This window comes from Actinosynnema sp. NPDC050801 (assembly GCF_040673975.1).
Taxonomy (GTDB): Bacteria; Actinomycetota; Actinomycetes; order Mycobacteriales; family Pseudonocardiaceae; genus Actinosynnema.
This window is the reverse complement of the sequence record NZ_JBFAQZ010000020.1, coordinates 27244-41397: the sequence shown is the minus strand read 5'-3', so window position 1 is coordinate 41397 and position 14154 is coordinate 27244. Positions and strand designations below refer to the sequence as shown.

Sequence of the window (14154 nt, the reverse complement as noted above, 5' to 3'; positions counted from 1 at the left end):
GCGGAACCCTACTCCGGGGCATCGGCGGGAGCAGTCGGAGGTGATCGTTGGCACGGCCGGAGGGCAACCCGTTGCCGCTGGTTCGGGTGGTCGGACCCTCGATGGTCCCCACCCTGAGGACGGGGGACGTGGTGCTGGTCCACTTCGGCAAGCCGCCGCGCCCGCACGACCTCGTGCTGGTCAGGTGGGCGGCGCGGCCCGCTCAGCTCTCGGTGAAGCGGGCGATCAGGCGCGACGGCGGCGGCTGGCACGTGGAGGGCGACAACCCGTTCGCCTCCACCGACTCGCGCACGCTGGGCGCGGCCGAGGTGGTCGGGGTGATCCGCCTCAGGCTCTGGCCGCGGCCGCGTCTGCTCCGGCGGCCGGCCCGGCGGGACTGACCGCCGGCGCCGCCCCGCACTACACGCGCAGCTTCGCGTACCAGGCCACGCAGTCGTCGTAGGACGGCAGCAGCCCGGCGTCCCGAGCCTGGCCGAAGGACGGCGCGGCGCTGTCCTTCGGCGACAGCAGGGGCGTCATGTCGGCCGGCCACGGCAGGTCCATCGACAACGGGTTGATCCCGCGCTCGGCCGTCGGGTTGAACCCCTCCGAGCACAGGTACGACGCGACCGTGCCGTCTTCCAGGGACATGAGAGCGTGCCCCATGCCCTCGGGCAGGTACACCGAGTTGAACGCGCCCGCCGACAGCTCCACCACGTCCCACTCGCCGAACGTGGGCGAGCCGACGCGCAGGTCCACGACGACGTCCAGCATCCGCCCGCGCGGGCAGTGCACGTACTTGGCCTGCCCGGGCGGCGTGTCGGCGTAGTGGATCCCGCGCACCACGCCGCGCTTGGACTCGCTGTGGTTGGTCTGGGCGACCCTCAGCGGGTGTCCGACGGCCTCCGCGAACACCGCTTCCTGGTACGGCGCGACGAACAATCCGCGGTCGTCGGGGAACACCGAAGGGGTGAACTCGAATGCGCCGGAAATTTTCAACTCACGTGCCTGCATGGCCAACACCCTAGAACCCGTCCGGTCTTGACCGATCCTGCCTGCGGAAACTGACCGGTCGGTTCAGAAAACCGGACGTACGTTCTGTGGCACTACCTCTGACCTGCGGAAAAACTGTGATCCCCGCCGCAGACAGCGGCCGACGACACTGCCATGCTTGCCCGCACACCGCCCCGGAGAGCCGTCCGACAGACCGTGTGGACGACTCCAAAGACAGGCCCCGTCGACCCGCGTGACAACGCCGGTCCCGGTGCGCCGCAGGTATCGCGCACCGCAGGAGGACTCCGTGACCGCATTGAACGACCAGCCCCAGATGGCCACCGAATTGAGCGACGAGGAAATCTTCCGGGCGCACGAAGGCGGCAAGCTCGCCGTGGGCGCGACCGCCTCGCTGGCCGACCCGCGTGCGCTCGCCATCGCCTACACGCCCGGCGTGGCCAGGGTCAGCCGGGCCATCGCGCAGGACCCGGGGCTGGCCGCCAAGTACACCTGGGCGCACCGCCTGGTCGCCGTGGTCAGCGACGGCACCGCCGTGCTCGGCCTCGGCGACATCGGCCCGAGCGCGTCGCTGCCGGTGATGGAGGGCAAGGCCGCGCTGTTCAAGACCTTCGGCGGCCTCGACTCCATCCCGCTGGTGCTGAACACCACGGACGTGGACGAGATCGTGGAGACGCTGGTCCGGCTGCGCCCGTCGTTCGGCGCGGTCAACCTGGAGGACGTCGCCGCGCCGCGCTGCTTCGAGCTGGAGGCCAGGCTCATCGAGGCCCTGGACGTGCCGGTCATGCACGACGACCAGCACGGCACGGCGGTCGTGGTGCTGGCCGCCCTGCGCGGCGCGAACACCGTGCTCGGCAAGGACGTGGCGAACCAGCGGGTGGTCATCTCCGGCGCCGGCGCGGCGGGTGTGGCCTGCGCGAAGATCCTGCTGGCCGCGGGCGTCGGCGAGGTCACCGTGGTCGACTCGCGCGGCATCGTGCACGCGGGCCGGGACGGGTTGAACCCGGTGAAGGCCGAGCTGGCCGAGGTGACCAACGCCAGTGGCCTGCGCGGCGGCATCGCCGAGGCGTTGCGCGGTGCGGACGTGTTCGTCGGCGTCTCGTCGTCCCAGGTGCCCGAGGAGCTGATCGCGAGCATGGCCGGCGACTCGATCGTGTTCGCGCTGTCCAACCCCGACCCGGAGGTGCACCCGGCCGTCGCCGGTCGGCACGCCGCCGTGGTCGCCACGGGTCGCAGCGACTTCCCGAACCAGATCAACAACGTCCTCGCGTTCCCCGGCATCTTCCGCGGCGCGCTGGACGCGGGGGCCAGGAGGATCACCGAGGGCATGAAGCTCGCCGCCGCGGAGGCCATCGCCGCGGTCGCCTCGGAAGACCTCGCGGTCGACCGGATCGTGCCGAGCGCCCTCGACCCGCGGGTCGGTCCTGAAGTGGCCGCCGCTGTGGCCTTGGCAGCCAGGCAGGACGGAGTAGCCTGATCCCAAGTCGGAGTTGGGAGAGCTCCGGCCGCATCCGTCCGTACCCGTCGACAGGCAACGGAACCGCTAACGTGTTGTTTCGTTAGCCCGTTGGGGGGTGGGCGATGACGCTCCGAAGCGCTACCGTCCCTCTCCTCGGGTGAATATTGCCCGTGGAGAGGGACGCCGTCTTTGGGTGCGGTCGGGCCGGTCATCCCTGCCGTAGACACGGGAAGGTGGGACCGTGCCCAAGCGGGTTGGACGCGCTCCGGTGGTGCTCGACCCAGCGCGTCCGCAGAACGGCGACGTGGCCCTGGACGGCATCGCGCTGCCCGAGGCGCCCTCGCTGCTGTGCGATCCGAAGGGCGTCGTCATGCGGGTCAGCCCCGCCGCGGTGGCGCTGACCAAGGCGCGCTCCGCCGACGACCTCATCGGCCGGTCCCTGGGCGAACTGCTGCTGGGCGGCGCCGACGACCTGCGCCTGCACCAGGCCGACGGCGCGTTGGTGCCGGTCCGCGTGGTCCGCACCCCGGTACCCGGCACCGCGCTGCACGCCGTGCTGCTGGTCGACGTCTCCGACCTGGCCCAGGCCGCCGAAGACCTGCGCGACGAGCAGCGCAGGCTGCGCACGGTGCAACGGGTCGCGCAGATCGGCTCGTGGGAGTACGACCCGGACACCGGCGTCACGGTCTGGTCCGAGTCGCACTACGAGATGATGGGCGTGCGGCCCGGCGAGGTGGTCCCCGGCGCGCAGGCCGTGCTCGACGTCGTGCACCCCGACGACTACGAGATGGTCGCCAGCTACTGGGCCAACCGCGAGCTCGACGGCAACCCCATCGACATCGTCTACCGGATCATCCTGCCCGACGGCGAGCTGCGCTGGATCCGCGGCGTGGCCGAGGCGAAGCTGAGGTCGGACGGCCGGACCCAGTTCATCACCGGCTACATCCGCGACATCACCGAGCAGCAGCTGTCCGACCGCGCGCTGGAGACCGAGCGCGCCCGGCTGCTGGAGGCGCAGCGCATCGCCCGCATGGGCAGCTGGAGCTACGACGTGGCGTCCGGCGCCCTGCACCGCAGCGAGGTGCTGCTGGAGATGTACGCCGAGCTGGGCGTCGAGCCCAACGCCCGGTTGCTGGCGGTGCACCCGGACGACCGGCCCGCGCTGGAGAGCCTGATGCAGCGCGCGCAGGACGGCAGCACGGTCGAGGTCGAGGTGCGCAGCGAGCTCGGCGACCGCGTCTACGTGTGCCGGGCGCGAGCCGAGTTCGAGGGCGACAAGGTCAGCAGGCTGCACGGCACCGTCCAGGACGTCACCGAGGCCCGCGCGCTGGAGCGCCAGCTCCGCGACGACCGCCGCCGGCTCGCCGACGCGCAGAAGGCCGCGCAGCTGGGCGTCTGGGAGTGGAACCTGCAGACCGGCGACGTGGTGTGGTCGGACATGCTGGCGGAGCTGTTCGGCGTGCCGCGCGAGGAGCACACCCGCTACCAGACCTACCTCGACCTGGTGCACCCCGACGACCGCGCCTGGGTGGACGACCTGTGGCAGCAGCTGGCCACCGAGGAGGTGCCGATCCAGCTCGAACACCGGATCGTGCGCCGCGACGGCAAGCAGCGCGTGTTCCGCTGCTACGGCGTGGTGGTCAAGGGACCGGACGGCCTGCCACTCGCGGTCGGCACCGCGCAGGACATCACCGAGCAGCGCGCCGCCGAGACGAGGATGAAACGGTCCAGCCAGCGCTTCGCGGACCTGGTCTCGCTGACGCCGGTCGGCATCGGCCTGTTCGACGAGGGCGAGCGGCTGGTCGACGCCAACGACGCGCTGTGCGACCTGCTCGGCATGGACCTGGAGCAGCTGCGCGGCATGACCGCGGCCCAGCTCACGCACCCGGAGGACCGCGACACCCGGTTGCCGTCGGTGGACGAGATGTCCGCGCCGAACGCCGAGCGCACGCACAAGATCCCGCAGCGCATCCTGGTCCGCCGCGACGGCGTGCAGGTGTACTGCGAGCTGCACGTCGCGCTGTCCGTGCAGGACGACGGCCGCCGGTTCTGGCTGATCGTGTTCCAGGACATCACCGAGCGCCGCCGCACGGCCGAGGCGTTGCGGCACCAGGCCATGCACGACGAGCTGACCGGTCTGCCGAACCGGGCGCTGGTCAAGGAGATGCTCGGCGAGCTGCTGGAGTCGCCGGACCGGTCGAAGGTCGCGGTGCTGTTCTGCGACATCGACAACTTCAAGCGGGTCAACGACTCGCTCGGCCACGACGCGGGTGACGAGCTGCTGGTGGCGTTGGCGCGGCGGCTGGAGGGCGGCCTGCCCGATGGCTGCACGGCGGCCCGCCTGTCCGGCGACGAGTACGTGATCATCTGCGAGAACCTGGACCAGGTCGGCGGGGTGGACGCGTTGGCCATGAAGGTCGCCGGGTTGCTGCGCACGGCGGTGCCGGTGCACGGGCAGCTGGTCCGGGTGTCCGCGTCGATCGGCGCGGCCGTGCCGAACGGGTCCCGGGCCACGGGCAACGACCTGCTGCGGTTCGCCGACGCGGCGATGTTCGAGGCCAAGCGGGCGGGCGCGGGCCGGGTGTCGCTGGCCAGCGCGGCGCTGATCGCCTCGGCCGACCGGCAGGTGCACCTGGAGGGCCAGCTGCGGGAGGCCTTGCAGCACGACGGGTTGGCGCTGCACTTCCAGCCGGTGGTCGGCGTGGACGGCGTGGTGCAGACCGCGGAGGCGCTGGTGCGGTGGCCGCACCCGGATCGCGGCCTGCTGCCGCCGAGCATCTTCCTGCCGGTGGCCGAGCAGGGCGACCTGATGCGCGAGCTGGACCGGTGGGTGCTGCGGACGGCGTTGAAGGAGGCTTCGACCTGGCCGGAGCCGGGCGGCAAGCCGGTGTCGGTCGCGGTGAACCTGGCGGGGCTGGTGCCGGGCGACCCGGAGTTCGCCGACATCGTGGCCGACGCGATCGCCGAGGCGGGCATCCCGTGGGACCGGGTGGTGCTGGAGCTGGTGGAGACCGCGCTGGTCGACCTGCCGTCACGGGTGCGCCAGACGATGGACGAGCTGGTCGACCGCGGCATCCGGTTCGCGGTGGACGACTTCGGCACCGGCTACTCGTCGCTGGCCCGGCTCAAGGACCTGCCCGCGCAGATCATCAAGGTCGACCGCCGGTTCGTGTCCGGCCTGGGCAAGGACCCGTCCGACTTCGCCGTCGCCAAGGCGGTGGTGGACATGGCGCGCGCGATGGACCGCAGGTGCGTGGCCGAGGGCGTGGAGACCGCGACGCAGTTCCAGGTGCTGCGCGGCATCGGCGTGGACACCTACCAGGGGTGGCTGTTCTCGCGCCCCGTGCCGCCCAAGGAGTTCCGCGCGGTGCTGGCACTTGGTCCGTTGCACATCCCCCGCGCCGGGTGATCGGACATACTCCGGTCCCGATGGACGTCACGACGTTGGGTGCTGACCGGTGACCGCGGAACGGATGATCGCCGACCTCGAAGCCAGGGCACGTGAGCTGGCCGAGCGGTCCCGCGAGCTGCGGGACCGGATCCGGCGCGCGCAGGCCACGCAGCGCTCGCCGGACGGCGTGGTGACGGCGACCGTCGCGCCGAACGGGTCGTTGCGGCACATCGAGTTCTCGCCCGACGCCGAGGAGTTCTCGCCCGCGCGGCTGGGCGAGGTCGTGATGGACACCGTCCGGCGCGCGCACGAGCAGGCCGCGCGGGAGGTGGCGTCGATCGTCGAGCCGCAGTTCGGCGGCACGGCGGCGATGGGCTTCCTGACCGGCTCGCCCCCGGCGGCGCCACCGGCGTCCGACGACCTGCCGCTGCCCCGGAGCCTGCGCGCCCCGGACGACGAATCCGGGTCGGCGCCTCGGTGACAGGTTCTCCCCGGCTGGAGTTGACCGGGTCGGCGCCGTACGCGCCGGAGACCGGTCCGGGCGTGCCCACCGCGGCCGTCGACCCGGTGAGCCTGCTGGACGCGGCCGGGCTCGGGTGGCTGGGCGAGCACGTCGGCGTGCTGCGGGAGCCGCTGGACTGGCTGGCGGGCCACGGCGACCGGTTCGAGGACGCGGTGGCCACCTGGAGGCAGGTCGCGACCGCGTTGGACGGCATCGCCCGGCGGCGGGCGGGCGGCGGGCCGCTCACCGCGGGGATCGCCACCATGAACGGGCTGTGCCTCGGTGTGGCGTCGCACATCGCCGAGGTGGGTGCGATCACCGCCGCCGCGCACGGCGTGTTCCGCGACGTGATCGCGCTGTTCGTCCGGGAGGTGCTCGGCAACGCCACCGTCGCGCTCGCCGCGTCCGAGCTCACGTCCGGCGTCTCGGTGGCCGAGTTCGCGGCGTGGGCGGTCGGGCGCGGCGCGGTGGTGCTCGACCGGATCACCCGGCGGTTGGCGGACCTGGTGCGCGTGATGGTGCGCATCCTGAGTGCCCTGAAGGCCTTGTTCGGCAGGGCGCGCGACATGCTCAAGGCCATCACGCAGGCCGGCGGGTGAGCCTCCCGGTCAGCCCCACTGGCCCTGTCCGGGCGGCGGGCCCGGCACCGGTGGCGCACCGGCCACCTGCCCCGGCGGCGTCTTGGGCTTCGCGCCGCGCGTCGCCCGGCCGACCGGCGGCAGCGCGGCGACCAGACCCGCGACGAGCCACGACAGCAGCGCGAACACCGGCATGACCCCGGAGGAGAGCGGGAGCACCGACATGACGTCGGCGAGCACGAGCCCGAAGTGCACGACGGCCAGCAACGAGATCGCGACCAGCGCCCAGCGCACACCGGGCACCCGGCAGATGAGCAGCACGGCGAGGATGAGCGCCAGCCCCGGCAGCACGAAAGCGACCGCGACCGCGGCCTCGAAGCTGCCGTAGCTGCGGGGGAACGGCGGCACGAGGATCGCGCCCCAGAGGTCGAACGCGAACCCGGAGCGGCTCGCGAACCCGATCGCGCCGACGAGGGCGAGCAGCACGCCCGGCAGGTACAGCAGCGCGGCGACCACGGCCATGGCCTTGCCCGGCGGCTTGGGCGGGCCCTGGTGGGGCGCGCCCGGGTAGGGCGGTTGACCGGGGTACGGCTGCGGGGCGCCGGGGTGGGGCGGGCCGGGGTACGGGGGTTGGCCCCCGAGCGGCGGCCCGCCGGGGAACGGCGGTTGACCCGGATAGGGCGGCTGCCCGGGATGGAACTGGCCGGGATGGAACTGGCCGGGCTGGAACTGGCCGGGCTGGAACTGGCCGGGTTGGGGCGGGCCCGGGTACTGCGGTTGGCTCGGGTACTGGGGCTGGCCCGGGTGGTGCGGCTGGCTCGGGTACTGCGGTTGGCCGGGGTACTGCTGCGGACCCGGCTGCTGACCGGGGTCGGGGTGGGTCATGCGCGCGCCTCCAGGTTCCCACGGAAGTTACCGCCGCGGACGTCCCGGACGCGGTGCTTCGCCCAATTCCGTTGGGGCCGGCCGCTACCGGGACGCCGACGCGCGGATCAGCGGCAGCAGTTCGGCGAGCCGGTGCCGCGGCAGGTCGATCAACCTCAGCTCCAGGTCGTCGTGCTCGCCGATCCGCTCCCGCGCCTCCCGCTTGGTCATCGCGCCGTGCGTCGCGGTGACCAGCGCCTCGCGCCACACGTTGCCCAGCTTGCCGTGCGCACGCATCAGCACCTCGCGCACGGCCAGCCCGCCGACGTCCAGCGTGCCCGCCAACACCTGGTCGGCCACCACCACGCAGTGCTTGCCGTCCGGAGTGGACCGCAGGAACCGCAGCGCGAACCTGGTGTCCACCAACGACTTGAGTTCCTGCTGGCCCGCCGCGGACGCCACGTTCGGGTGGTTGTTGGGCACGAGCGCCGCCATCCGACCGGGCGAGCACGCCAGCAACGTGCGCAGCAGCCACGGTCCCGGGTCGCCGGACAGGTCCACGGCCAACGACGCCGCGCCCTTGCCGATCGGATCCGCCCAGCCCGGCGCGCGCGGCTTCGGCGGCGGCGAGGACTCGGGCCGCGGCGCGAGGTCGACCAGGGCGGCCAACGCCGCCGACCCCGGCCCGGACGCCTCCACGGACTGCGGGCCGTGCGTGTAGATGGACGTCTTGGCGGCCGACGAGGCCGACGCCGACCGGCGGGACGTGGGCCGGCACACGTACAGGTCGGCCGCGCTGCCGATGGCCTGCGCGCCGTCGAACCGGTGGAACGCGGGCAGGATCGCCTCGAACACCAACCCGAGCCGTTGCAGCTCCTGCTGCACCTTCAACCCCAGCGCGGGCGTCCGGTCGCTGAACCCGTAGGCGAGCAGCACCCGCCCCCGCGCCAGGTCGGCCAGGCACTCGATCGCCCGCCCGGCGAACAACGCCATGCCCTCCGGCGTGTACGGGGGATCGCTGAACACCAGGTCCGCCGACTCCAGCACGGCGGGCGGCAGGCCGAACCGGAAGTCCGCGTGCACCGTCCGCACCGACCACCCGCGCTCACCGGCGCGCCGCGAGACGTGCTCCAGCAACCGGTCGTCCACGTCGACCACCACGACTTCCACGGACGGGTTCACCGCGCACACCGCGAGCGAGGTCAGGTCGTGGTCGCCCAGGCACAGCAGCGTGCGCCCGGCCAGGTCGTAGGTCGTGTCCAACCACAGCGCGCGCTTCAACGCCGTCTCCGCGGTCGCCTGCACGTGGTCCAGCGCGGCCAGCGGCGGCGGCACGTCGGCGATGTCGGCCAGGATCGACCGCAGTTGCGACGTGTGCCGCGACACCAGTGCGTCCACCGGGTCGACCAGGTCGTCACCGGCGCGGAACCCGGCGTAGTCGGCGGCCTTGGCGGGTGCCAACCGGAACCGGTCGCCGCTGGTCTCCAGGTCGTCACCGACCGCGGTCAGCAGCTCCTGCACGGTGCGCCGCGGCACGGCGGGCAGCCGGACCAACTCCGCCAACGTGTGCCAGTCACCGGTCAGCAGGTCGACCACGCGCCTCAGCTTGCGGGCGTGCGTGCCGCGTTCGGCGAGGAGTGCTCGCACTCGTTCGGTTGCCACAAACGGTGCAGCCTACTGACCGCATGGTGAAACGCCGTGCCGCGGTCGGACTGACGGGCTAGTGTCGATCGACGCTTGATGCCCATCGGCAGGAGGACCACGGGTGATCGAGTTCCGCGACGTGACCAAGCGGTTCGACGACGGGACCACCGCGGTGAACGGCCTCGACCTGGTGGTCGAGGCGGGCACGATCACGGTCTTCGTCGGGCCGTCCGGGTGCGGCAAGACCACGTCGCTGCGCATGGTCAACCGGATGGTCGACCCGACGTCGGGCACCGTCCTGGTGGACGGCAGGGACGTGCTGGGCGTGGACCCGCCCGCGCTGCGCCGCGGCATCGGCTACGTCATCCAGCAGGCCGGCCTGTTCCCGCACCGGACCGTGCTCGACAACGTCGCCACCGTGCCGCTGCTCACCGGCTGGACCCGGCGCAAGGCGCGTCAGCGCGCCGCCGAGCTGCTGGAGCTGGTCGGTCTGCCCGCCGAACTCGGCCGCCGGTACCCGGTGCAGCTGTCGGGCGGGCAGCAGCAGCGCGTCGGCGTGGCGCGGGCGTTGGCCGCGGACCCGCCGGTGCTGCTGATGGACGAGCCGTTCAGCGCGGTCGACCCGGTGGTGCGGGAGGGCTTGCAGGACGAGCTGCTGCGGTTGCAGGCCGAGTTGGACAAGACCATCGTGTTCGTCACTCACGACATCGACGAGGCGATCCGGATCGGTGACAAGGTCGCGGTGATGCGCACCGGCGGCGTCCTCGCCCAGTACGCGCCGCCCGCAGAGCTGCTGACCCGGCCCGCGGACGACTTCGTGGCCGGCTTCGTCGGCAAGGACCGCGGCTACCGCAGCTTGTCCTTTGTGGACTCCGCGGGGGTCGAGGTGGCGCGGGCGCCGACGGTCGCCGAGGGCGCCGAGCGGGGATCCTCTTCGGACTGGCGGCTGGTGGTGGACGCGGACGACCGGCCGAGGGGCTGGGTCGCGCCGGACTCGACGGTCGTGCCGGGCGGCTCGCTGTACGAGGTGGGCGCGTCGCTGCGGGGCGCGCTGGACGCCGCGTTGTCGTCGCCGTCCGGGTTGGGCGTGGCCGTGGACGCGGACGGGCGGGTGGCGGGCGTCGTCACCGCGCGGCAGGTGCTGGACGTGATCGAGAGCCGCCGTGGGTGACATCGGGAAGTACCTCGGCGACGCCGGCACCAGGGCGGCGCTGCTGGACATGCTGCTCGACCACGTCTACCTGTCGCTGGTCCCGCTGGCCGTGTCGGTGGTGCTGGCGATCGTGCTCGGGCTGCTGTGCCACCGGTTCCGCCGGGTGAACGCGACGTTGATCGGGTTGTCGAACGTGGTCTACACGGTTCCGTCGCTGGCGTTGTTCGCGATCATCCCGGCGGTCATCGGCACGCAGGTGCTCGACCCGCTGAACGTGATCATCGCGCTGACCGTCTACACGACCGCGCTGCTGGTCCGGCCGGTCGCCGAAGCGCTGGCCGCCGTGCCCGCGCACGTCACCGCCGCCGCCACGGCGATGGGCTTCCGGCCGCTGCGCCGGTTCCTGACGGTGGAGCTGCCGCTGTCCGTGCCGGTGCTCGCGGCCGGCGTGCGGGTCGGGTCCGTCAGCAACATCAGCCTGGTCAGCGTGGGCGCGCTGATCGGCACGGGTGGCCTCGGGACGCTGTTCACCGACGGGTTCCGGCAGCGCTACCTGGCGCCGATCATCGTCGGCATCGTGCTGACGCTGGTGCTGGCCCTGGTGGTCGACCTGCTGCTGGTGCTGCTGCGCGACCGGTTGACGCCCTGGACGCGGGCGGGTGAGCGGCTGTGATCTTCGCGGACGCCTTCGCCTGGCTGGTCGACCCGGTCAACTGGTCGGGCGGCAAGTCGATCCCGGTGCGGATCGGCGTGCACCTGCTGTACTGCCTGGGCGCGGTGCTCGGCGCGGCCCTGATCGCGGTGCCGCTCGGCCTGTACGTCGGGCACACCGGGCGCGGCGGCGTGGTGCTCGTCGGCGGCAGCAACGCGTTGCGCGCCCTGCCGACGCTCGGGCTGGTGACGTTCCTGTACCTGGTCGCGGGCGGTGGCACGACCGGTGTGCTCATCGGGCTGGTCGTGCTGGCCGTGCCGCCGATCCTGGCCGGTGCGTACGCGGGCGTCCAGGACGTGGACCGCGGTGTGGTGGACGCGGCGCGCGGCATGGGCATGACCGGCGCGCAGCGGCTCTGGCAGGTCGAGGTGCCCAACGCGCTGCCGCTGCTGGTCGGCGGGTTGCGCAACGCGACCTTGCAGGTGGTCGCGACCGCGTCGGTGGCGGCCTACGTGGGTATCGAGACGTTGGGACGTCCGCTGCTGGACGGCCTGCGGGTGTTGGACTACGGGCAGTTCGTCGGCGGCGCGATCCTGATCGCGCTGCTCGCGGTCGTGCTGGACGTGGTGCTCGCGGGCGTCGGCAGGCTGGTCGTGCCCGCGGGTTTGCGGCTGTCCGCCGTGACTCCGAGCGCGCAGGTCGGTGCGGCGCGGTCGAGCAGGGCACAGCCGAGGCGCCGGGGAGAGCCGGCGCCCGCCGAATCTGGAGGAAGTACGGCATGAAGCGCACATTGGCCGTTGTCATCGCGGCGGCCGCACTGGTCGTCTCCGCGTGCGGGTCCAAGGAGGACCTCGGCGGGAGCGGCCAGCAGGCCGCGTCGGGTGAGGTCGTGGTCGGTTCGGCCGACTTCACCGAGAACAAGATCCTGGCCGAGGTCTACGCGGGCGCGTTGAAGGCGACCGGCGCGAAGGTGTCGGTGCGGTCCGGCATCGGTGCCCGTGAGCTGGTGGTGAAGGCGTTGCAGGACAAGTCGCTCGGCGTGGTGCCGGAGTACACGGGCAACCTGCTCAACTACTTCGACAAGACCAACACCACCACCGAGGCCGAGGAGGTCTACACGGCGTTGAAGTCGAAGACGCCGGCGGGCCTGGAGGTGTTGGAGAAGTCGGACGCGGAGGACAAGGACGTCCTGGTGGTGACCAAGGCCACCGCGGACAGCGGGGTGAAGTCGATCGCCGACCTCGGGTCCGGCAAGTACGCGCTCGGTGCGGCCGGTGAGTGGGCGCAGCGCTGGGAGGCGAAGGTCAAGGAGCTGTACGGGGTGACGTTCACCGAGATCAAGACCACCGACACGGGCGGCCCGATCACGGTGGACGCGTTGAAGGACGGCACCGTGCAGGTGATCAACCTCTACACGACGTCGGCGGACATCAAGGCGAACGACTTCGTGGAGCTGGAAGACCCGAAGACCATGTACCCGGCCCAGAACATCGTGCCGCTGCTGCGGTCGGACGCGGTCGACGCCAAGGGCAAGGACGCGTTGAACAAGGTTTCCGCGGCGCTGACCACGGAGAAGCTGGCGGACCTGGTCAAGCGGGTGGACGTGGACAAGGAGACGATCGCGAACGTGGCGGCCGACTTCCTGAAGTCCGTCACGCTGTAGCTCCCGGTTCGAATCGCGGCCCGGTCACCCGGTGGGTGGCCGGGCCGCGGCGCGTTCAAGCGACGTGCTCACGCGTGACGGTGCGTGCGGCCGAGGAGCTTCTCCCGACCCGGCCGCCGACGGGCCCGGCTTCAACGCAGGGCGGTGTCCCGGAAGACGGCCAGGGTCGCCTGCGGCGGAGCCCACCTCGGGTCGGGTCGGGGCACTCCGGCGGCCAGGAGGTAGAGCGGGGTGTGGCCGATGTTGTCCAAGCCCAGCCGCTCGGCCACCGGTGTGTCGCGGAACGCGCCGGTCTGGGCCGGGCCCAGGCCCAGCGCGGTGGCGGTGAGGGCGAAGGTCTGGCCGAGGTGCCCGGCGTTGAGCAGGCTGACCCGGTAGCAGCGGGGGATCTCGTACTTGCTGCTCATCCGGTCGATGACGGCGGCGAGCACGACGACGAACGCGGCGCGGCCGATCCACTGCTGGCCCGTGCACAGGTGGGTCACCTCGTCGCGGTCCAGGCCCGGGGAGAGCAGCTCCAGTGAGTGCTCACGCAGGTTGTAGTGGTACATCCCGGGTTCGACGCCGGTGACGTTGAGGACGCCGAGGTAGGCGTCGAGTTCCTGGCGTGCCCCGCCGGCAGGGCTGGTGCGGCGGAACAGCGCGCCCCGGCCGGAGTCGATGTAGTCGACCGGACCGAACGCGGTCGACAGCAGGGTGGCCAGGGTGGGCAGCGGGACCGGGTCGTCGGTGAAGTCGCGGTGGGTCCGACGCGCGTAGAGCACCCGGTCGTAGGGGACGCGCAGGTCGACGGGTACCCGCGGCAGCATGACGCGGTCGGCGTCCGGGTACTCGGTGAACATCGTGTGCGTCGGGCCGTCCGCGGCCGCCACCGAGGTGTCCTCCGAGGTGTCCACGCGGGTGCCGCGCCTGTTCATCAGCTCCGCTTCGCCCTCCTGGAGTTCCCGGTACTGCGTGTCCTGAGTGGCGTAGTGGAAGAACGACGCCTCCGGCGCCCACGTCCGCCATCGAGTGGCCACCCGGTCGTCGCGGTCGGCCTCGTCACTGCCCTCGGCCAGCAGCGCCCCGGCCCCGAGCAGGACCTGCACCGCCTCGTCGACGGTGTCGGGTGTGAGGTGGTCCAGCGCCTCGGCCGCCTTGGCGGGCTCGACCCAGTCGTCGAACGCGGCCAGGACCTCCGCCGTGGCCGGGTGCAAAGCGGTGGGCACGCGGCCGGGGTACGGGTGCACGACGAATCCTCCCTCTTCGCGGATGTCAC

Annotated in this window: 13 protein-coding genes; 9 read left to right on the top strand and 4 right to left on the bottom strand. The window is 72.4% G+C overall.

What is annotated here, in order from left to right; genetic code table 11:
* Positions 1-47: 47 nt before the first annotated feature.
* A complete protein-coding gene (locus AB0K14_RS32390) occupies positions 48-380 on the top strand; it encodes a S26 family signal peptidase (RefSeq protein ID WP_360452348.1) in 333 nt (110 codons plus the stop codon).
* A gap of 19 nt (positions 381-399) precedes the next feature.
* On the opposite strand, the gene AB0K14_RS32385 is transcribed toward AB0K14_RS32390, so the two are convergent.
* Positions 400-993, bottom strand: coding sequence for a dTDP-4-dehydrorhamnose 3,5-epimerase family protein (locus AB0K14_RS32385; protein WP_360452350.1), 594 nt, complete (start codon positions 991-993; stop codon positions 400-402).
* A gap of 313 nt (positions 994-1306) precedes the next feature.
* Between AB0K14_RS32385 and AB0K14_RS32380 the strand changes: the two genes are divergently transcribed.
* From AB0K14_RS32380 to AB0K14_RS32365, 4 genes are all read left to right on the top strand, one after another.
* The gene (locus AB0K14_RS32380) at positions 1307-2467 is read left to right on the top strand and encodes an NADP-dependent malic enzyme (protein WP_360452510.1); all 1161 of its coding nucleotides are present in this window, start codon (positions 1307-1309) and stop codon (positions 2465-2467) included.
* Between the two features lie 223 nt (positions 2468-2690).
* Entirely contained in the window at positions 2691-5858 is a 3168-nt protein-coding gene (locus AB0K14_RS32375) for an EAL domain-containing protein (RefSeq protein WP_360452352.1), read from the top strand.
* A gap of 49 nt (positions 5859-5907) precedes the next feature.
* The gene (locus AB0K14_RS32370) at positions 5908-6321 is read left to right on the top strand and encodes a YbaB/EbfC family nucleoid-associated protein (RefSeq protein WP_360452354.1); all 414 of its coding nucleotides are present in this window, start codon (positions 5908-5910) and stop codon (positions 6319-6321) included.
* Positions 6318-6941, top strand: a complete 624-nt coding sequence (locus AB0K14_RS32365) for a hypothetical protein (protein ID WP_360452356.1) — start codon at positions 6318-6320, stop codon at positions 6939-6941. The genes AB0K14_RS32370 and AB0K14_RS32365 overlap by 4 nt, the downstream gene beginning before the upstream one ends.
* A 9-nt stretch (positions 6942-6950) precedes the next feature.
* Here the strand turns inward: AB0K14_RS32365 and AB0K14_RS32360 are convergent, their stop codons facing one another.
* Both AB0K14_RS32360 and AB0K14_RS32355 read right to left on the bottom strand, forming a co-directional pair.
* Positions 6951-7805: a hypothetical protein gene (locus AB0K14_RS32360; protein WP_360452358.1), complete on the bottom strand. Its 855-nt coding sequence runs from the start codon at positions 7803-7805 to the stop codon at positions 6951-6953.
* Between the two features lie 84 nt (positions 7806-7889).
* Positions 7890-9446, bottom strand: coding sequence for a bis-aminopropyl spermidine synthase family protein (locus AB0K14_RS32355; RefSeq protein ID WP_360452360.1), 1557 nt, complete (start codon positions 9444-9446; stop codon positions 7890-7892).
* A gap of 103 nt (positions 9447-9549) precedes the next feature.
* On the opposite strand from AB0K14_RS32355, the gene AB0K14_RS32350 reads away from it, so the two are divergent.
* The 4 genes from AB0K14_RS32350 to AB0K14_RS32335 are packed head-to-tail and all read left to right on the top strand — an operon-like array spanning position 9550 to position 12896.
* On the top strand, positions 9550-10599 hold the full coding sequence (locus AB0K14_RS32350; protein WP_360452362.1) for an ATP-binding cassette domain-containing protein: 1050 nt from the start codon (positions 9550-9552) through the stop codon (positions 10597-10599).
* Entirely contained in the window at positions 10592-11254 is a 663-nt protein-coding gene (locus AB0K14_RS32345) for an ABC transporter permease (protein ID WP_360452364.1), read from the top strand. Before AB0K14_RS32350 ends, AB0K14_RS32345 begins: the two co-directional genes overlap by 8 nt.
* Complete coding sequence (locus AB0K14_RS32340; RefSeq protein WP_360452366.1) at positions 11251-12015, top strand: ABC transporter permease; 765 nt, start codon at positions 11251-11253, stop codon at positions 12013-12015. The genes AB0K14_RS32345 and AB0K14_RS32340 overlap by 4 nt, the downstream gene beginning before the upstream one ends.
* A complete protein-coding gene (locus AB0K14_RS32335) occupies positions 12012-12896 on the top strand; it encodes an ABC transporter substrate-binding protein (protein WP_360452368.1) in 885 nt (294 codons plus the stop codon). Before AB0K14_RS32340 ends, AB0K14_RS32335 begins: the two co-directional genes overlap by 4 nt.
* A 131-nt stretch (positions 12897-13027) precedes the next feature.
* Here AB0K14_RS32335 and AB0K14_RS32330 read toward each other — a convergent pair whose 3' ends face one another.
* Entirely contained in the window at positions 13028-14104 is a 1077-nt protein-coding gene (locus AB0K14_RS32330; protein WP_360452370.1) for a SagB/ThcOx family dehydrogenase, read from the bottom strand.
* Positions 14105-14154: the final 50 nt, after the last annotated feature.

Excerpts from the sequence above, each read along its gene's own strand:
- AB0K14_RS32335 (WP_360452368.1), top strand. The coding sequence starts at position 12,012 with ATGAAGCGCACATTGGCCGTTGTCATCGCGGCGGCCGCACTGGTCGTC.
- AB0K14_RS32380 (WP_360452510.1), top strand. The coding sequence starts at position 1,307 with ATGGCCACCGAATTGAGCGACGAGGAAATCTTCCGGGCGCACGAAGGC.
- AB0K14_RS32385 (WP_360452350.1), bottom strand. The coding sequence starts at position 993 with ATGCAGGCACGTGAGTTGAAAATTTCCGGCGCATTCGAGTTCACCCCT.
- AB0K14_RS32360 (WP_360452358.1), bottom strand. The coding sequence starts at position 7,805 with ATGACCCACCCCGACCCCGGTCAGCAGCCGGGTCCGCAGCAGTACCCC.